Below are 18,069 nucleotides of genomic sequence, written 5' to 3'. Positions count from 1 at the left end.
CCGGTGTCAGGATCTTCTGCGTCGGTGTTTCTGGATGGAGTGCCGGGCCGGGCCCGGCGACGTGTTCGCTACTTGATCAGGTAGATCGTCGCGAAGAGGCCGATCCAGACGACATCGACGAAGTGCCAGTAGTAGGACACGACGATGGCCGACGTGGCCTGTTCGTGGGTGAACCTCTTGGCCGCGTACGTCCGGCCGAGGACCAGCAGGAAGGCGATGAGACCGCCCGTCACGTGCAGACCGTGGAAGCCGGTGGTCAGGTAGAACACCGAGCCGTACGGGCCTGACTTGAGAGACATGCCCTCGTGCTTGACCAGCTCGGTGTACTCGAAGACCTGACCGCCGATGAAGATCGCACCCATGACGAACGTGATGATGAACCACGTCCGGAGCTTCTTCACGTCACCGCGCTCGGCGGCGAATACGCCGAGCTGGCAGGTGAGCGAGGAGAGCACCAGGATCGTCGTGTTCGTCGCCGAGAAGGGCAGATTCAAGGCCGAAGCCTGCTCTGTCCAGTACTCGGCACCCGTCACTGATCGCAGGGTGAAGTACATCGCGAAGAGGGCCGCGAAGAACATCAGCTCGGAACTCAACCAGATGATGGTTCCGACGCTGACGAGGTTCGGCCGGTTGACCGTCGGGTGCGCGTGCCCGGTATCTACTGTCGTTGCTGTCGCCACGACCGACATTATGTCGGTCGCTTATCCCGCCCTCACCCCGGGGGGTGCCGTTCGGAGTGTCAGCGGCGTGTGCAAGGCCCGAACGGCCCATCAGATCGCCCCCTCGGCGTCTTGTCCGAGGGTGGCGGAACCGATGTTGACGGCCGGTCGGACGGAGTAGCATCCCGCGCAACATCAACGTGATTCACGTGACACGTGGAGGAACGAAATGCGGGCGACTGCGCGGGTTCTGGTCTACAGCGACGACGCGGGCACCCGGGAGCAGGTGCGGCTGGCGGCCGGGCGCAGGCCGGCGGCGGACCTGCCGCCGGTGGAGTTCCTGGAGTGCGCAACGCTTCCTGCGGTCCTGGCGGCGCTGGACGCGGGCGGCGTCGACGCCTGCGTGCTGGACGGCGAGGCCGCCCCGGCCGGGGGCATGGGCGTGTGCCGCCAGATCAAGGACGAGGTCTTCCGGTGCCCTCCGGTGCTGCTGCTGATGGGACGCCCCCAGGACGCCTGGCTGGCCACCTGGAGCCGCGCGGACGCCGCTGTCACCCTTCCGGTGGACCCGGTGGAGTTCCCGGAGGCCCTCGCGCGTGTCCTGCGGGCCCGGCTGGCCTCCAGCGCGGCCTGAGCCGCTCTCCGGCCGGGCGGGCCGCGGGGACCCGCGCCGGCGCGGAGGGCGGGCGCCCGGGGGACGCGCGCCGAGCGGCGCGTCCCGGGGGCGTACGCCCTCCCCGGCGGCGGGGGCGGCTCCGCGGGCGGAGCCGGCCATCAGACCTGCGGCCGGAGGCGGGCCTGGTCCATGGGGCTGCGGCCCTCCTGGGTGCCCTTGAGGAGGGCGCTGCCCTCGCGCCAGTCCTTCCAGTCCATGTTCCAGTCGCCGAAGCCGTTGCCGAAGGTGTCCATGTCTTCGCCGATGCTGTTGATCACACGTACGATGTCGCCCTCGGTGATGTTCTCGTAGAACCAGGCGGCGTTGCCGGTGCTCATGCCGGTGCACCCGTGGCTGACGTTCTCGTAGCCCTGGGAGCCGACCGACCACGGCGCGGCGTGCACGTACTCCCCGCTCCACGTCACCCGGGTGGCGTAGTAGACGGGCAGGTTGTAGTACTCGCTGCCGCCGATACCGACGGTGTCCCCGCGCATCTGGACGAAGTACTGCTTGCCCAGCACCACCTTGACCCCGTTGCGGGTGGAGAAGCCGGGCTTCCCGGTGGTCACCGGAATGGTGTTGATCACTTCTCCGTTGCGCTCGAACGTGAGGTAGTGCGAGGAGGCGTCCGTGGTGACCTCCACCCGGTCCCCGATCTCCAGGGTGAGCGGCTTGGAGGCCGCGCCGTGGAGTTCGTCGGAGATCCGCACGCCCTCCAGGTTGCTCCGTACGGAGACGGTGGAGTGGGCCGGCCAGTAGTCCTTGGGCCGGAAGTGGAGGTTCTTGTCGTCCACCCAGTACCAGGCGCCCTCGACGTGGTCGGGGGTGTCGACGACCAGGGACCGTTCCACGATCGCCCGGGCGGCCTTGTCCTTGACCGGCTCGTTGAGTTCGGCCGTGATGGGCTGTCCGACGCCGTACTTGCCCTCGTCCGGGCCGAAATCGACCTTGAGGACCTTCTTGGCCGGGGTGGTGTCGAACGTCAGCGTGCGCTGCCCTGGAGCGCCCCGCTCGTCCTCCGTGCTCACGGTGACCGTGTAGCGCACGCCGGCGGCCAGGGGAGCGGTGCTGTGCCAGCGGTCCCCCTTGGCGGAGAGTTCGCCCGCCAGGCGCCGTCCGTGGGTGTCCACGGCCGTCACGTCGGTGATGCGCGCCGTCGTGCCCTTGACGGTGACTTCGAGCGGCTTGTCCGGGTCGGCGGGGCGGCCGCCGGTGGCCTCGTTGAAGGAGACGTGCTCACCCGCGTCGTACGGGCGGGCTGACAGCGGGTTCTTCTCGCCGGACCCGCATGCGGTGGCGCCGGCCCCGAGGGACGCGACCAGCAGGGAGCAGCTGAGTACCGTCCAAAGACGCGGTGAGTGCTTCATGGAGCCAACGCTATGAAGGTATGACAATTACGGCGCGCTGGTGACTGCAAACGAGGGGCCCGGACTCCTCCGAAAAGGTGTCCGGGCCCCTCAGGTCACACGGTCAGGCTGTCACGCGGGTGCGGCGAACGGCTACTGGTTCGCGTTCTCGCCGCGGTAGTACTCGTACACCCAGCCCCACAGGCCGATCAGGATCAGCGGCGCCGAGAAGTACATCAGCCACCAGCCGAAGATGACGCCCATGAAGGCGAAGGCGCCACCGATCGCCAGCGAGAGCGGCTGCCAGCTGTGCGGGGAGAAGAATCCCAGCTCGCCCGCCTCGTCGGCGACGTCGGCCTCCAGGTTGTCCTGGGCCATCTGGTCCACGCGCCGGGCCGTGAAGGCCAGGTAGTAGCCGATCATGGCGCTCAGGCCGAAGGCCAGCGCGAGCGCGGTGGTGCCGACCGGCTCCCTGGACCACACGCCGTACACGACGGTCATGATCAGGATGAAGGCGGCGAGCCAGAGGAACATCTTGCCCTGGATCTTCACTTGCCGGCCTCCTTGCCACCGGTGACGGCCTTGGTGCCGGCGCTGTGGTCCGCGAGGTGGTCGAGGGCGGCGATCTCCGGGTGGTGCAGGTCGAACGCCGGGGATTCGCTGCGGATGCGCGGCAGGGTGAGGAAGTTGTGCCGCGGCGGCGGGCAGGACGTCGCCCACTCCAGCGAGCGGCCGTAGCCCCACGGGTCGTCGACCTCGACCTTCTTGCCGTACTTCGCCGTCTTCCAGACGTTGTACATGAAGGGCAGCATCGACAGGCCCAGCAGGAACGAGCTGATCGTGGAGATCGTGTTCAGCGTCGTGAACCCGTCGGCCGCGAGGTAGTCCGCGTAACGGCGCGGCATGCCCTCGACACCCAGCCAGTGCTGCACCAGGAAGGTGCCGTGGAAGCCCACGAACAGCGTCCAGAAGGTGATCTTGCCGAGGCGCTCGTCCAGCATCTTGCCCGTGAACTTCGGCCACCAGAAGTGGAAGCCGGAGAACATCGCGAAGACCACGGTGCCGAAGATGACGTAGTGGAAGTGCGCGACGACGAAGTACGAGTCGGAGACGTGGAAGTCCATCGGGGGCGAGGCCAGGATGACGCCGGTCAGACCACCGAAGGTGAAGGTGATCAGGAAGCCGACGGCCCAGAGCATCGGGGTCTCGAAGGACAGCGAGCCCTTCCACATGGTGCCGATCCAGTTGAAGAACTTCACACCGGTCGGGACCGCGATCAGGAAGGTCATGAACGAGAAGAACGGCAGCAGCACACCACCGGTGACGTACATGTGGTGGGCCCACACGGTGACCGACAGGCCGGCGATCGAGATCGTCGCCGCGATCAGGCCGATGTAACCGAACATCGGCTTGCGCGAGAAGACCGGGATCACTTCGGAGATGATTCCGAAGAACGGCAACGCGATGATGTACACCTCTGGGTGTCCGAAGAACCAGAAGAGGTGTTGCCATAGCAAGGCGCCGCCGTTGGCCGCGTCGAAGACGTGCGCACCGAACTTCCTGTCGGCCTCCAGCGCGAAGAGCGCGGCGGCGAGCACCGGGAAGGCGAGCAGGACCAGGACACCGGTCAGCAGCACGTTCCAGGTGAAGATCGGCATGCGGAACATCGTCATGCCGGGAGCGCGCATGCAGATGATCGTGGTGATGAAGTTGACCGAGCCGAGGATCGTGCCGAAGCCGGAGAAGGCCAGACCCATGATCCACATGTCGGCGCCGATGCCCGGCGAGCGGACGGCGTCCGACAGCGGGGAGTAGGCGAACCAGCCGAAGTCGGCGGCACCCGAGGGGGTGACGAAGCCGGCCACCGCGATGGACGAGCCGAAGAGGTACAGCCAGTACGCGAACATGTTCAGCCGCGGGAACGCCACGTCGGGCGCGCCGATCTGCAGCGGCATGATCCAGTTGGCGAAACCGGCGAACAGCGGGGTCGCGAACATCAGCAGCATGATCGTGCCATGCATGGTGAACGCCTGGTTGAACTGTTCGTTCGACATGATCTGCGTGCCCGGACGGGCCAGCTCGGCGCGCATGAAGAGCGCCATGATGCCGCCGATGATGAAGAACACGAACGACGTGACCAGGTACATCGTGCCGATGGTCTTGTGGTCGGTCGTGGTCATCCACTTCACGACCACATTGCCCGGCTGCTTGCGCCGTACCGGCAGCTCGTTCTCATACGAGTCGGCGGCGGCACCCTGGGATTCGTTGAGGATGCTCACAGTTTGTTCAGCTCCGCATTCCGGGCCGGGTCAGTCTGCTTGATGCCGGCGGGGAGGAAGCCGGTCTGCCCCTTCTCCGCCAGTTCCTTCAGGTGCGCCCGGTACTTCTCCGGCGAGACGACCTTCACGTTGAAGAGCATCCGGGAGTGGTCGACACCACAGAGTTCGGCGCACTTGCCCTTGAAGGTGCCTTCCTGGGTCGGGGTGACCTCGAAGACATTGGTGTGACCGGGGATGACGTCCTGCTTGAACAGGAAGGGCACCACCCAGAAGGAGTGGATGACGTCGTTCGACGACAGGATGAAGCGGACCTTCTCGCCCTTGGGCAGGTAGAGGGTCGGCCCCGGGTTGTTGGTGTCCGGGTTCCGGTCGCCGGGAACGCCCTTCTCGTAGACGCCTTCGGCGCCCGCGGGGAATTCCTTGGTGAAGCGGTCCGGAATGGTCGCGATCTCCTTCGGGACCTCGCCGGCCTTCGGAGTCGCGGCATCGCCGTCGACGTTCTCGACGTAGTTGAAGCCCCAGCTCCACTGGAAGCCGACCACGTTGATCGTGTGGGCCGGCTTGGCGGAGAGGGAGAGCAGCTTCGACTCGTCGCGCGCGGTGAAGTAGAAGAGCACCGAGACGATGATGAGCGGGACCACGGTGTACAGCGCCTCGATGGGCATGTTGTACCGGGTCTGCGCGGGGACCTCGATCTTCGTCCGGCTACGCCGGTGGAAGATGACGCTCCACATGATCAGGCCCCACACCAGGATGCCCGTAAGGAGAGCGGCCGCCCAGGATCCCTGCCACAGGGAGAGGATGCGAGGCGCCTCCTCCGTGACCGGGGTGGGCATTCCGAGGCGGGGGAAGTCTTTCCAGGTGTACGAGCAACCAGTGGCGGTCGCCAGGACCACGCCCGCAGTCAGCGCCTGCAGCAGCTTCCGCCGCATCGGGCGCCGCGGCGAGCGGTCGGAGCCGTAGGGACTCACGTAGCGCCTTCCCGAGAGTCTCGGCCCGCGCGGCCGGCCGCGGCCGTGTTCGGGTCGGTCGCCGGCCCTGACGCAGGCAGGGGTTTGGATGTTTATGCGGACCAAACCCTACTGGACGCTATTTGGGGTCGCGCGGGGAGGGTGCCCAACGCGCCGCTACTGCCCCCGAAGGGATGGATCCGCCGTACGGGGGACGGTCCATCCGGCCCTGAACGGCCGCCTCCGGACGACATCTGACGGCCCCTGACCACGGCCGCGCGGGGCCTGCGGCTAGCGTGGCCGGATGCCCTACTTCGACACCGCGTCAGCGGCCCCGCTGCACCCCGTGGCGCGTCAGGCGCTCCAGGCCGCCCTCGACGAGGGCTGGGCGGACCCGGCCCGGCTCTACCGGGAGGGGCGGCGCGCACGGCTGCTGCTGGACGCGGCGCGGGAGGCGGCGGCGGAGGCGGTGGGGTGCCGGGCGGACGAGCTCTCGTTCACTCCTTCGGGGACGCACGCGGTTCACACCGGGGTCGCGGGGGCGCTGGCGGGGCGCCGGCGGGTCGGCGGGCAGCTGGTCGTATCGGCGGTCGAACACAGTTCTGTCCTGCACGCCGCCGACGCGCACGCGGCGTCCGGCGGCACGGTGACGCAGGTCCCGGTGAACCGGCTCGGCGCGGTCTCGGCCGACGGATACGCCGACGCGCTGGGCCCCGGGACCGCCCTGGCCTGCCTCCAGTCGGCCAACCACGAGGTGGGCACGGTCCAGCCGGTGGCGGAGGTGGCCGGGGTCTGCGCGGCGGCGGGGGTGCCGCTGCTGGTGGACGCGGCGCAGTCGCTGGGCTGGGGGCCGGTGCCGGAGGGCTGGTCGGTGCTGACCGCGAGCGCCCGCAAGTGGGGCGGGCCGCCGGGGATCGGGCTCCTCGCCGTCCGCAAGGGGGTCCGCTTCGCCCCGCAACACCCCGCCGACGAACGGGAGTCGGGCCGCTCCCCCGGCTTCGTGGACCTGCCCGCCGCCGTCGCGGCGGCGGCCTCCCTGCGGGCGGTACGGGCGGAGGCCGACGCGGAGGCGGCGCGGCTGCGGGTGCTGGTGGACCGGATCCGGCGGCGAGTGGCCCGGCTGGTGCCGGACGTGGAGGTGGTGGGCGACCCGGACCGGCGGCTGCCGCACCTGGTGACCTTCTCCTGCCTGTACGTCGACGGCGAGACCCTGCTCCACGAGCTGGACCGGGCGGGGTACTCGGTCTCCTCGGGCTCCTCCTGCACCAGCTCCACGCTGACCCCCAGTCATGTGCTGCGGGCGATGGGGGTGCTGTCGGAGGGGAACGTACGGGTGTCGCTGCCGCGGGGCACCTCCGCGGACGAGGTGAACGGCTTCCTGGAGGTGCTGCCGGTGGCGGTGGCCGGGGTCCGGGAGAAGCTCGGCGTTTCGGAGCCGCCGCCGGTGGCGCCGGTGGCGGAGTCCCTGGAGCTCGACACCCTGGGGCTGCGGTGCCCCCAGCCGGTGATCGAGCTGGCCCGCGCCATCGGCCGGGTGCCGGTCGGCGGCACCGTCACCGTCCTGTCGGACGACGAGGTGGCCCGCCTGGACATCCCGGCCTGGTGCGCCCTGCGTGGCCACGCCTACCTGGGCGAATCCCCCCGCCCCACCGGCACGGCCTACACCACCCGCCGCCTCCACTGACCCGGCCGGCCAGAACCCCCCTGGGGCTCAAACGCCGGCGGGGCTGGATATGTGACCGGGCGGCTCGCTCACGTTGCGCGCCGTTGCCGGGGGCCAGCCCCCGGACCCCCGCGCCTCAAACGCCGGCGAGGCTGATTTTTGCCGGTCGGCGCTGCAACGTCCTGGCGGGGCTGGCTTATGCCGGCGGAGACGGGTTGCGCCGAGGAGCCGGGTCGCGCCGCGGCGGCTGGATTGCCCACAGGGCAATCCAGCCCCGCTGGCGTTTGAGGCGCGGAGGCGAAGCGCCGTGTAGTAAGCCGCGCGGCACCCCCCAGCCCCGCCGGCCACTTCCAGCCCCGCCGGCGCTTGAGGCGCGGGCGCGAAGCGCCGTGTAGTGACCCGCGCGGCCACCTCCAGCCTCGCCGGCGTTTGAGGCGCGGGCGCGGAGCGGCGTGTGGTGAGCCGCGCCGGCACCCTCCAGCCCCGCCGGCGTTTGAGGCGCGGGCGCGGAGCGGCGTGTAGTGAGCCGCGCCGGCGACTGAGGGGGGAACGGTGGAAGGGCGGGTAGGGGACAGCCCCGCGCAGCGGCGACCACCCGCAGACGACCACCGGCCCCGGCCACGGGCAGCGGCCCCGCGCGCCCGAAAGACAGCCGGGCGGGTGGGGGGTTACGCGGCCGGCGGAGCGTTCAGGTGGGTGCGGACCTCCGCGGCGGCGGTGTCGCCGTACGCCTTGGTGAAGCGTTCCATGAAGTGTGCCCGCGCCAGGGTGTACTCCTGCGTGCCCAGGGTCTCGATGACGAGCGTGGCCAGCATGCAGCCCACCTGCGCGGCCCGCTCCAGCCCGACGCCCCACCCCAGCCCCGTCAGGAACCCGGCACGGAACGCGTCGCCGACCCCCGTCGGGTCGACCTTCGCCGTCTCCTCCGGGCAGCCCACCACGATCGGCTCCTGCCCGGCCCGCTCGATCCGCACGCCCCGCGCCCCCAGCGTGGTGACCCGGGTGCCGACCTTCGCGAGGATCTCCGCGTCGCTCCAGCCGGACTTCGACTCGATGAGGCCCTTCTCGTACTCGTTCGAGAAGAGGTACGTCGCCCCCTCCATCAGGGTCCGGATGTTCTCGCCGTCCATCCGCGCGATCTGCTGCGAGAAGTCGGCGGCGAAGGGGATCCCGCGCGTGCGGCACTCCTCCGTGTGGCGGAGCATCGCCTCGGGGTCGTCGGCGCCGATCAGGACGAGGTCCAGCCCGCCCACCCGGTCGGCGACGGCCTTCAGCTCGATCTGCCGGGCCTCGCTCATCGCGCCGGTGTAGAAGGAGCCGATCTGGTTGTGGTCGGCGTCCGTGGTGCACACGAAGCGCGCGGTGTGCAGCACCTCGGAGATCCGCACGGAGGCGGTGTCGACGCCGTGCCGCTCCAGCCAGGCGCGGTACTCGTCGAAGTCCGAGCCGGCCGCGCCGACCAGGATCGGGCGGCTGCCGAGCTGACCCATGCCGAAGCAGATGTTCGGGCCGACACCGCCCCGCCGGACGTCGAGGTTGTCGACGAGGAAGGAGAGGGAGACCGTGTGGAGCTGGTCGGCGACCAGCTGGTCGGCGAAGCGGCCCGGGAAGGTCATGAGGTGGTCGGTGGCGATGGAGCCGGTGACTGCGATGCGCACGGCGTGGACGCTCCTGCGGAGGACGGCAAGGGGACAGTCAAAACTACCCGGTCCGCGGCCGTCGGCCGACCCGGCGAAACTACCCCGTAGTAGGACTTCCTTCGCCCGCTCCAGCGTGCCTACGGTTCCCCATGACCTCTACCGATGGCTTCGGATACGCCGAGTACCCCGCCGGCCCCCGCCCCGGCCTCGCCCGGCTGCTCGGTGACTGCGCCCGGATGGCCCCGCACTGGCCGGCCCCCCGGGAACCCCGCCCGGCCCGCGTGACCGCCTCCCAGATCCACGGCATCAGCGTCCCGCCCGCCTCGGCCCGCCTGATCGCCGCCACGGCGGTGTACGGGGACTGACGGAGGACCGGAAAGGGAACCGGTTCCGCGACCGCCGCGTCACACCCGCATCACGTACGGCGGGACCACGCGAAGGAGCGAAGCGGTGACCAGCGAACAACCCGACACCGAAACAGCACGCGCCACACGGCGGCGGCCGTCCTGGGCCATCGGCTCGATCGCGGCCGCCGTCCTGCTGGCCGGCGGCGGGACGGCCTACTGGGCGTCGGCGGCCAGCGGCAATGCCCCGGGCGGCGGCGGCCGTACGAGTGACAGCGCGGCCGCCGCCCCGCGCGAGGCGGGGTCCCCCTCGGGGCCGGGCATCGCCCCCGGCGAGCCGGATCCCTCCGGCGGCCCGGTGACCTACCGGGCCGAGGGCCCCCTCCCCCAGGCCCCGGCGGGCGGCGCGCCCTCCTTCGCCGCGACCGGCGAGGTCACCTCGGAGGAGGTGGCGAAGCTCGCGCGGGCCCTCGGGATCTCCGGCGCGCCCCGGCTGACCGGCGAGGAGTGGCAGGCCGCAGACGGCGCCGACGGTTCGGGGCCCCGGCTCACGGTGACCCGTAAGGCGCCCGGCTCCTGGAGCTTCTCCCGCTTCCAGGGCAGCGCCCCGGGCGGCGGCGGCGCCGGGGACGACTGCGTGCGCGGCAAGGACACCTGCGGCCCGGCCACCCTGCCCCAGGGCGGCGCGGCGGTCGCCGGTTCGGGCGCCTCGGCCAAGCCCGTCACCGAGGAGGTGGCGAAGGCGGCCGCGGCCCCGGTGCTCGCGGCGGCCGGTCAGGGCGACGCCAAGGCGGACGCCCGCCTCACCCAGGGCGCGCTGCGGGTGGTGAGCGCCGACCCGGTGGTGGGCGGCCTGCCGACCACGGGCTGGTCCAGCAAGCTCAGCGTGGGCTCCGACGCCCAGGTGGTGGCGGGCAGCGGCGAGCTGAAGGCCCCGGTCCGGACGGCCGAGCAGCCGGTGGTGGGCGCCGACGAGGCGCTGGCCCGGCTGAACGCGGCGGCGAAGGGCGGCGACGGCACCGGCCCCGGCCCGAGCGGCTGCGCGACCTCGGTCCCGCTGACCCCGGACACCCCGGCCGGCGCCACGGACACGCCGCCCTGCAACCCGGAGCCGCGGCCGATGAAGCCGCCGCGGACCGAGACCGTACGGGGGGCCGTGCTCGGTCTCGCCCCGGGGACGGTCGACGGCGGGCGGGGCCTGGTCCCGGCCTGGCTGTTCGAGGTGGCCGGCAAGGACGGCGGGGCGGCCCGGACGGTGGCCGGTCCGGCGGGCGAGGACGACGGCGGCGGCGCCCCGGTGCCTCCGCAGGGCCGTACCGTGCCCGGGTTCTCGTACGCCCAGGCCGACCGGACCCTGACGGTGAACTTCTGGGGCAGCGTGTGCAGCACCTACGCCCTGGAGGCGCGCGAGGAGGGCGGCTCGGTCCTGGTGAAGATCACCGACACCCCGAAGCAGCCGGGCCAGGCCTGCATCATGCTGGCCCAGGAGACGTCCGTGACGGCGCGGCTCGGGCAGCCGCTGGGCGACCGCAAGGTGGTCGACGCGACGACGGGCAAGGAACTCCCCCGCCAGTAGGGGACCCGGCGACAAGGAGCGGGTACGCGCGAGGGCCCGGGTGCCGGACGGAAATCGTCCGGCACCCGGGCCCTCGGCCGTACGGGGTCAGCCCGGTTTAGCTGAACGAGTCGCCGCAGGCGCAGGAGCCGGTGGCGTTCGGGTTGTCGATGGTGAAGCCCTGCTTCTCGATGGTGTCGACGAAGTCGATCGAGGCGCCGTGCAGGTACGGCGAGCTCATGCGGTCGGTCACGACCTTGACGCCGTCGAAGTCCTTGACGACGTCGCCGTCGAGGGAGCGCTCGTCGAAGAAGAGCTGGTAGCGCAGGCCGGAGCAGCCACCGGGCTGGACGGCGACGCGGAGCGCCAGGTCATCGCGGCCTTCCTGCTCCAGGAGGGTCCTGACCTTCTCGGCGGCGGCGTCGGACAGGAGGATGCCGTCGCTCACGGTGGTCTTGTCGTCCTGTACGGACATCTGCATTCACTCCCGAAGTGGGCGGCTCCCCGGCGGAGGCTGGGGAAACGTCGGACTCTTGCCGTCGGTGGCAACCAGCGGGCCCGCGGATTCATTCCGGGCCCGGCGCCTTGTTTCAGATATTCATGCTCGCACACCCGGGCGGAGCGGTGGACCCCGTGCGGAGGACCGGTGGAGTGGCGCGTCCGGGGCCGGGCGAATGCGTCACATCGACACTATCGGCATCGTCAAAGTGACGTGAAGCGGCTATGATAGATAGCGTCAAATAGACGAGAAGTCGCCCGATGTCTCTCCCGAAGTCCCTTGTCGCAGAACAGAAAGGGTGCGTGTCGTGACCACCGCCCAGCCTTTGGACGTCCAGCCGACGCCCCTCGCCCTGCTGCTGCTCGGCCGTGAGGCCGACCCCAAGAGCGAGCGCGGGGTGGAGTGCCCCGGCGGCCTGCCCTCGCCGTCCGACCCGGACCTGGTGGCCCGCGCCCGCGCGGCCAAGGAGAAGCTCGGGGACAAGGTCTTCATCCTCGGCCACCACTACCAGCGCGACGAGGTCATCGAGTTCGCCGATGTCACCGGCGACTCCTTCAAGCTGGCCAAGGACGCCGCCGCCAGGCCGGAGGCGGAGTACATCGTCTTCTGCGGCGTGCACTTCATGGCCGAGTCGGCGGACATCCTGACCTCGGACGACCAGAAGGTCGTCCTGCCCGACCTCGCGGCCGGCTGCTCGATGGCCGACATGGCCACCGCCGAGCAGGTCGCGGAGTGCTGGGACGTGCTGACCGAGGCCGGCGTCGCCGGTGCGACGGTCCCCGTCTCGTACATGAACTCCTCCGCCGACATCAAGGCCTTCACCGGCAAGCACGGCGGCACGATCTGTACGTCGTCCAACGCGAAGAAGGCCCTGGAGTGGGCGTTCGAGCAGGGCGAGAAGGTGCTGTTCCTCCCCGACCAGCACCTGGGCCGCAACACCGCCGTCCGCGACATGGGCATGTCCCTGGACGACTGCGTGCTCTACAACCCGCACAAGCCGAACGGCGGCCTGACCGCCGAGCAGCTGCGGAACGCGAAGATGATCCTGTGGCGCGGCCACTGCTCGGTGCACGGCCGCTTCTCGGTCGAGTCGGTCGAGGACGTACGGGCCCGGATCCCCGGCGTGAACGTCCTGGTCCACCCCGAGTGCCGGCACGAGGTCGTCGCGGCCGCGGACTACGTCGGCTCGACGGAGTACATCATCAAGGCGCTGGAGGCGGCCCCGGCCGGCTCCAAGTGGGCGATCGGCACCGAGCTGAACCTGGTCCGGCGCCTGGCGAACCGTTTCGCCGCCGAGGACAAGGAAGTCGTCTTCCTCGACAAGACGGTCTGCTTCTGCTCGACCATGAACCGCATCGACCTCCCCCACCTGGTCTGGACCCTGGAGTCGCTGGCCGAGGGCAACCTGGTCAACCAGATCCAGGTCGACCGCGAGACGGAGAGCTTCGCGAAGCTCGCCCTGGAGCGGATGCTGGCCCTCCCGTAGGACGTACGCACGTAAAGGGGCGCCCGGCAAGCCGCCGGGCGCCCCTTCGCGTGTCCGCGTCCGCGATCAGACCGTGACCGGGGTGTCCTCGTCCGCCGACGGGGCCGGGGCCGGGGCCAGGCGGGCGTGCTTCTTCGCGCGGCGGCGTTCCTTGCGGAGTTCGACCATCGTGTAGAGGGTCGGCACCAGCAGCAGGGTCAGGAGCGTGGAGCTGACCAGGCCGCCGATCACGACCACCGCGAGCGGCTGGGAGATGAAGCCGCCCTCGCCGGTGACGCCGAGCGCCATCGGGAGCAGGGCGAAGATCGTCGCCAGGGCCGTCATCAGGATCGGGCGGAGCCGGTGGCGGCCGCCCTCGACGACCGCCTCGACGACGCCGAGGCCCTGCGCCCGGTACTGGTTGACCAGGTCGATCAGGACGATCGCGTTGGTCACCACGATGCCGATGAGCATCAGCATGCCGATCATCGCCGGGACGCCCATCGGGGTGCCGGTGACGAGCAGCAGGCCCAGCGCGCCGGTGGCCGCGAAGGGGATGGAGACCAGCAGGATCAGCGGCTGGACGAGCGAGCGGAACGTCGCGACCAGCAGCATGAACACGATCGCGATGGCGGCGAGCATGGCCAGGCCCAGCGAGCCGAAGGCGTCGCTCTGGTCCTGCGAGACGCCGCCGATCGCGGCGGTGGCGCCGGCGGGCAGGTGCAGGGCCTTGATCTTGCTCTGGAGCGTGGTGCTGACCGCTCCGGTGTTGTCGCCGACCGGCTTGGCGGTGATGGTCGCGGCGCGGGCGCCGTCGATCCGGGTCATCGCGACCGGCCCCGGGACCACCTTGACCTCGGCGATGTCGCCGAGCTTCAGCGGGCCGACCGGGAGGGCCTGGAGTTCGGCCAGGGTGGCGGCCGGGTGGGAGGAGCGGACGACGACGTCCCGCTCGGTGTCGTCCAGTACGGCCTTGGCCACCGGGTTGCCCCGGACGGACTGGGCGACGAGCGCGCCCAGCGCGGCCTGGTTCAGGCCCGCCTCGGCGGTCTTGGGGGTGGCGGTGACCGAGATGCGCGGCACCGACTGGGCCAGGTCGCTCTGGACGTCGGTGACGTCCTTGATGGTGGCCACCTCGGCGCGCACCTGCTCGGCGGCCTTCGCGAGCGCGTCCGCGTCGCCCGCCTTGACGACCACGCTCAGGTTCTGGCTGCCGAAGCCGCCGCCCGCCGAGAGGGAGGTGGTGCCGATGCCGTCCAGCGTGGCCAGGGTGTCCTGGATGCGCCGCTTGACGGCCTCGGAGTCCTTGGCGTCGTCCAGGGTGACCTGGAAGGAGGCCTGGTTGGTGCCCGTACCGCCGCCGAAGGCCGCGAGGAAGCCGGACGAGCCGACGGTGACCTGGTAGTCCTTGACGCCCTCGACGGTTTCCAGGGCCTTCTCCACCTTGCGGCTCGCCTCGTCGGAGGCGGCCAGCGAGGTGCCGGCGGGCAGTTCCTGCTTGAGGGTCAGGACGTCCTGGTCGCCCTGGTCGAAGAAGTTCGTCTTGAGCAGCGGGGTCATGGCGAAGGTGGCGACCAGGACCACGGCCGCGAGGGCCACGCTGGTCAGGCGGCGGCGAGTGGCGAAGCCGAGGACCCGTACGTAGACCTTCTGCAGGCGGCTGCGGGCCTCCTTCTCCTCCGCTTCGCGGCGGGCCCTCTCCGGGTCCTCCGAGGTGCCCTTGGGGGCGCGCAGGAACCAGAACGACAGGACCGGGACGACCGTCAGCGACACCAGCAGCGAGGCCAGCAGGGCCGCGGTCACGGTGAGCGAGAAGGAGCCGAACAGTTCGCCGATCATGCCGCCGACCAGGCCGATCGGCAGGAAGACGGCCACGGTGGTCAGCGTCGAGGAGGTGACGGCGCCCGCGACCTCGCGTACGGCGGCGATGATCGCGGCCTCGCGCTCCTCGCCGTAGCCGAGGTGGCGCTTGATGTTCTCCAGGACCACGATCGAGTCGTCGACGACGCGGCCGATGGCGATGGTGAGCGCGCCCAGCGTCAGCATGTTCAGCGACAGGTCGCGGGTCCACAGCACGATCAGCGCGAGGACCACGGACAGCGGGATGGAGACCGCGGTGACCAGCGTCGAGCGGATCGAGGCCAGGAAGACCAGGATCACGATCACCGCGAAGGCGAGGCCGAGCAGGCCCTCGGTGGTGAGGCCGGAGATGGACTTGGCGACGGCCGGGCCCTGGTCGCTGACCACGGTCAGCGCGGCGCCGGAGCCGAGGGTGGAGCGCAGCCCGGGGAGCTTGTCCTTGACGGCGTCGGAGATGGCGACGGCGCTGCCGTCCTTGTCCATGGTGAGGACGAGCGCGAGGCTGGGCTTGCCGTTGGTGCGGGTGAGGGAGTCGGCCTTGGACGGCTCCTGCGTGACCGCGGCCACGTCACCGAGGCGGACGGCGGGCTTGCCGGGGCCCGGGGACAGCCGGAGGTCCTCCACCTGGGCCAGGGAGGTGTAGCCCGAGCCGACGCGGACGGTGCGGTTCTTGCCCTCCTCGTCGAAGGAGCCGGCCGGGACGGCCGCGCCGCCCGCCTTGAGGCCCTCGCCGAGCCTGGCGGCGTCGAGGCCGGCCGCGGCGAGCTTCGCGTCGTCGGGGGTGACGGTGACCTGGAGGTCGCGGACGCCGTTCACGCTGACCTGGCCGACGCCCGGGATGTCCTCCAGGACGGGGACGACGGACTTGTTCAGCTGGTCGGCGAGGGCCTGCTGGTCCTTGTCGGAGGTGACGGCGAGGACGACGGTGGGGATGTCGTCGGTGGAGCCGGCGACCACCTGCGGGTCGACCTCGGAGGGCAGCCGCACGCGGGCCCGGTTGACGGCCTGCTGGACGTCGGCGACGAGCTGCTTGGTGCCGCTGTCGCCGTAGTCGAAGGTGGCCCGGATGAGGGCGTTGCCCTCGCTGGCGGTGGACGTGATGCCGGTGATGCCGTCGACGCCCTTGAGGGTGGCTTCGATCGGCTCGATGACCTGCTTCTCCACCACGTCGGGCGAGGCGCCCTGGTACGGCGCGAGCACGGACACCATGGGCAGTTCGATGGAGGGCAGCAGTTGCTGCTTGAGCTGCGGGATGGCTATGGCGCCGAAGAGCAGCGCGACGATCGACACGAGGCCGATCAGCGCTCTCTGGGCCAGGCTGAAGCGGGACAGCCACGACATGGGTGAGGGATTCTCTCTGCAGTACGTAGGCGAGGGCTCCTCAGCCTCTCGTACCGCACGGCGCGATCGCGTCGCTCCCAGGTGCCGTCCTTATGTCCGGCATACCGCGTCCGCAGTACTCCGTGGGACGCGTGGGGGCACTCGCCGCGGCGCCCGGGCCGCGGCGGGTCAGTCGGCGCGCGGGCGGACCAGGCCCGATTCGTACGCGATGACCACCAATTGCGCCCGGTCACGGGCGCCGAGCTTGGCCATGGCCCGGTTGACGTGGGTCTTGACGGTGAGCGGGCTGACCTCCAGCCGGGTGGCGATGCCGTCGTTGGACAGGCCCGCGGCGACCAGGACGAGGACCTCGCGCTCGCGGACGGTCAGCGCGGCCAGGCGCTCGGCGTGGGCCGAGCCGGCGGCGGGGGTCTCGGCGTGGCCGCCCTGGGCGAGGAAGCTGGCGATCAGGCCCTTGGTCGCGGCCGGGGAGAGCAGCGCCTCGCCGGCCGCCGCGACGCGGATGGCGTTCAGCAGCTCGTCGGGCTCGGCGCCCTTGCCGAGGAAGCCGGAGGCTCCGGCGCGCAGGGCCTGGACCACGTACTCGTCCACCTCGAAGGTGGTCAGCATGACGACGCGGACCGCGGCCAGTTCGGGGTCGGCGCTGATCAGACGGGTGGCGGCGAGTCCGTCGGTGCCGGGCATCCGGATGTCCATGAGGACGACGTCGGCGCCCCGTTCGCGCGCGAGGGCGTAGGCCTGGGCGCCGTCGCAGGCCTCCCCGACGACCCGCATGTCGGGCTCGGAGTCGACCAGCACCTTGAACGCGCTGCGCAGCAGCGCCTGGTCGTCGGCGAGCAGCACCCTGATGGGCCGGCCCTCCCGCGTCGTCTGGGTCCCCGTCTCGTCCACCCCCCGAGGGTACGCGGGGCGCCGGCGCCGGTTCAGCCGAGGGCGAGGACCAGCAGGGCCGCGGTCGCCGCCACCTCGCACAGGGCGCCGAAGACGTCCCCGGTGACCCCCTCGAAGCGGCGTACGCAGCGGCGCAGCAGGAGTTCGGCGGCCAGCAGCCCCGCCACGACGGCCGCCGCGCACTGGAGCACGGCAACGGGACCGGCCGGGAGGGCGGCCAGGGCCGCGGCCACGACGACGGCGGCGGCCACGGCGGCCGCCGCGCGGCGCGGGACCACGCCCGCGACCGCCGCGCCCAGGCCTCCGGGGCGGGCGGCGGGCACCCCGGCGCGGGAGGCCAGGGTCATCGCGAGGCGGGCGGTGACGGCGGCGAGCACGGCGGCGAGCGCGCCGGGCGCCCAGCCGCCGGCGTAGACGTCGGCGAGGGCGGCCACCTGCACCAGGAACACGACGAGCAGGGAGATGACTCCGAACGGCCCGATGTCGGACTGCTTCATGATCCGCAGGGCGTCCTCGGCGGGCTTGGCGCTGCCCAGTCCGTCGGCGGTGTCGGCGAGCCCGTCGAGGTGGAGCCCTCGGGTCAGCGCGGCGGGGACGGCGACGGTGACGGCCGCGGCGAGCAGCGGGCCGCCGCCCAGCACCAGCAGGAGGCCGCCGGCGACGGCGGCGAGCAGGCCGAGGACCAGGCCGACGAGCGGGGCGCAGACCATTCCGCTGCGGGCGGCCGGCCGGTCCCAGCGGGTGATCCGGGCGGGCAGCACGCTGAGCGTGCCGAACGCGAAGCGCAGGCCGTCGGCGAGGGAGGCGCGCTCGGAGGGCGGCACCGGTGGTGGATCATCGAACGAATCTGTCATCGGCGCGAACGCTACCCGCTGCGACGGGCCGGTAAATTGCTCAATACGCGCCAAAACGGGAGCAGGTG

At 71.3% G+C, this 18,069-nt stretch carries 15 protein-coding genes; 5 read left to right on the top strand and 10 right to left on the bottom strand.

The features are described 5' to 3' along the window. Positions 1 to 68: 68 nt before the first annotated feature. Positions 69 to 689, bottom strand: a complete 621-nt coding sequence (gene ctaE, locus ACZ6ZT_RS19040) for an aa3-type cytochrome oxidase subunit III (protein WP_190182179.1) — start codon at positions 687 to 689, stop codon at positions 69 to 71. Positions 690 to 888: 199 nt separating this feature from the next. Here ctaE and ACZ6ZT_RS19035 point away from each other — a divergent pair, with 199 nt between their 5' ends. Beyond that, positions 889 to 1,293, top strand: a complete 405-nt coding sequence (locus ACZ6ZT_RS19035; RefSeq protein WP_469720493.1) for a hypothetical protein — start codon at positions 889 to 891, stop codon at positions 1,291 to 1,293. Between the two features lie 140 nt (positions 1,294 to 1,433). On the opposite strand, the gene ACZ6ZT_RS19030 is transcribed toward ACZ6ZT_RS19035, so the two are convergent. The 4 genes from ACZ6ZT_RS19030 to ctaC all read right to left on the bottom strand — a co-directional run bounded on the left by ACZ6ZT_RS19030 (position 1,434) and on the right by ctaC (position 5,910). Continuing rightward, positions 1,434 to 2,681 carry a L,D-transpeptidase gene (locus ACZ6ZT_RS19030; protein ID WP_469720491.1) on the bottom strand — a complete coding sequence of 416 codons (1,248 nt, stop codon included), beginning with the start codon at positions 2,679 to 2,681 and terminating at the stop codon, positions 1,434 to 1,436. Between the two features lie 132 nt (positions 2,682 to 2,813). Further along, entirely contained in the window at positions 2,814 to 3,212 is a 399-nt protein-coding gene (locus ACZ6ZT_RS19025) for a cytochrome c oxidase subunit 4 (protein WP_469720489.1), read from the bottom strand. Next, entirely contained in the window at positions 3,209 to 4,939 is a 1,731-nt protein-coding gene (ctaD, locus tag ACZ6ZT_RS19020) for an aa3-type cytochrome oxidase subunit I (RefSeq protein WP_469720487.1), read from the bottom strand. Before ctaD ends, ACZ6ZT_RS19025 begins: the two co-directional genes overlap by 4 nt. Further along, a complete protein-coding gene (gene ctaC / locus ACZ6ZT_RS19015; RefSeq protein WP_469720485.1) occupies positions 4,936 to 5,910 on the bottom strand; it encodes an aa3-type cytochrome oxidase subunit II in 975 nt (324 codons plus the stop codon). Before ctaC ends, ctaD begins: the two co-directional genes overlap by 4 nt. Positions 5,911 to 6,193: 283 nt before the next feature. Here ctaC and ACZ6ZT_RS19010 point away from each other — a divergent pair, with 283 nt between their 5' ends. Beyond that, a complete protein-coding gene (locus tag ACZ6ZT_RS19010; protein ID WP_469720483.1) occupies positions 6,194 to 7,573 on the top strand; it encodes an aminotransferase class V-fold PLP-dependent enzyme in 1,380 nt (459 codons plus the stop codon). Positions 7,574 to 8,220: 647 nt separating this feature from the next. Here ACZ6ZT_RS19010 and ACZ6ZT_RS19005 read toward each other — a convergent pair. Beyond that, positions 8,221 to 9,210, bottom strand: coding sequence for a carbohydrate kinase family protein (locus tag ACZ6ZT_RS19005; RefSeq protein WP_469720482.1), 990 nt, complete (start codon positions 9,208 to 9,210; stop codon positions 8,221 to 8,223). Positions 9,211 to 9,341: 131 nt separating this feature from the next. Between ACZ6ZT_RS19005 and ACZ6ZT_RS19000 the strand changes: the two genes are divergently transcribed. Together ACZ6ZT_RS19000 and ACZ6ZT_RS18995 are read left to right on the top strand one after the other, a co-directional pair. After that, on the top strand, positions 9,342 to 9,557 hold the full coding sequence (locus ACZ6ZT_RS19000; protein WP_469720480.1) for a hypothetical protein: 216 nt from the start codon (positions 9,342 to 9,344) through the stop codon (positions 9,555 to 9,557). Between the two features lie 85 nt (positions 9,558 to 9,642). Further along, complete coding sequence (locus tag ACZ6ZT_RS18995; RefSeq protein WP_469720478.1) at positions 9,643 to 11,112, top strand: hypothetical protein; 1,470 nt, start codon at positions 9,643 to 9,645, stop codon at positions 11,110 to 11,112. 97 nt (positions 11,113 to 11,209) lie between these two features. Here ACZ6ZT_RS18995 and erpA read toward each other — a convergent pair whose 3' ends face one another. Continuing rightward, on the bottom strand, positions 11,210 to 11,566 hold the full coding sequence (erpA, locus tag ACZ6ZT_RS18990; protein WP_030010511.1) for an iron-sulfur cluster insertion protein ErpA: 357 nt from the start codon (positions 11,564 to 11,566) through the stop codon (positions 11,210 to 11,212). A gap of 322 nt (positions 11,567 to 11,888) precedes the next feature. Here erpA and nadA point away from each other — a divergent pair, with 322 nt between their 5' ends. Beyond that, the gene (nadA, locus tag ACZ6ZT_RS18985) at positions 11,889 to 13,076 is read left to right on the top strand and encodes a quinolinate synthase NadA (protein ID WP_469720476.1); all 1,188 of its coding nucleotides are present in this window, start codon (positions 11,889 to 11,891) and stop codon (positions 13,074 to 13,076) included. A 66-nt stretch (positions 13,077 to 13,142) separates the two neighbouring features. Here the strand turns inward: nadA and ACZ6ZT_RS18980 are convergent, their stop codons facing one another. From ACZ6ZT_RS18980 to ACZ6ZT_RS18970, 3 genes are all read right to left on the bottom strand, one after another. Next, a complete protein-coding gene (locus ACZ6ZT_RS18980; RefSeq protein ID WP_469720475.1) occupies positions 13,143 to 16,256 on the bottom strand; it encodes an efflux RND transporter permease subunit in 3,114 nt (1,037 codons plus the stop codon). 168 nt (positions 16,257 to 16,424) lie between these two features. Then, entirely contained in the window at positions 16,425 to 17,147 is a 723-nt protein-coding gene (locus ACZ6ZT_RS18975) for a response regulator (RefSeq protein ID WP_469720473.1), read from the bottom strand. A gap of 32 nt (positions 17,148 to 17,179) precedes the next feature. Then, on the bottom strand, positions 17,180 to 18,001 hold the full coding sequence (locus ACZ6ZT_RS18970; RefSeq protein ID WP_469720471.1) for an adenosylcobinamide-GDP ribazoletransferase: 822 nt from the start codon (positions 17,999 to 18,001) through the stop codon (positions 17,180 to 17,182). Positions 18,002 to 18,069 lie beyond the last annotated feature (68 nt).

This window comes from Streptomyces sp. NPDC102258, from assembly GCF_055584685.1.
Note: the sequence above shows the minus strand (reverse complement) of the source record. Positions and strands in the feature narration are given on the sequence as shown.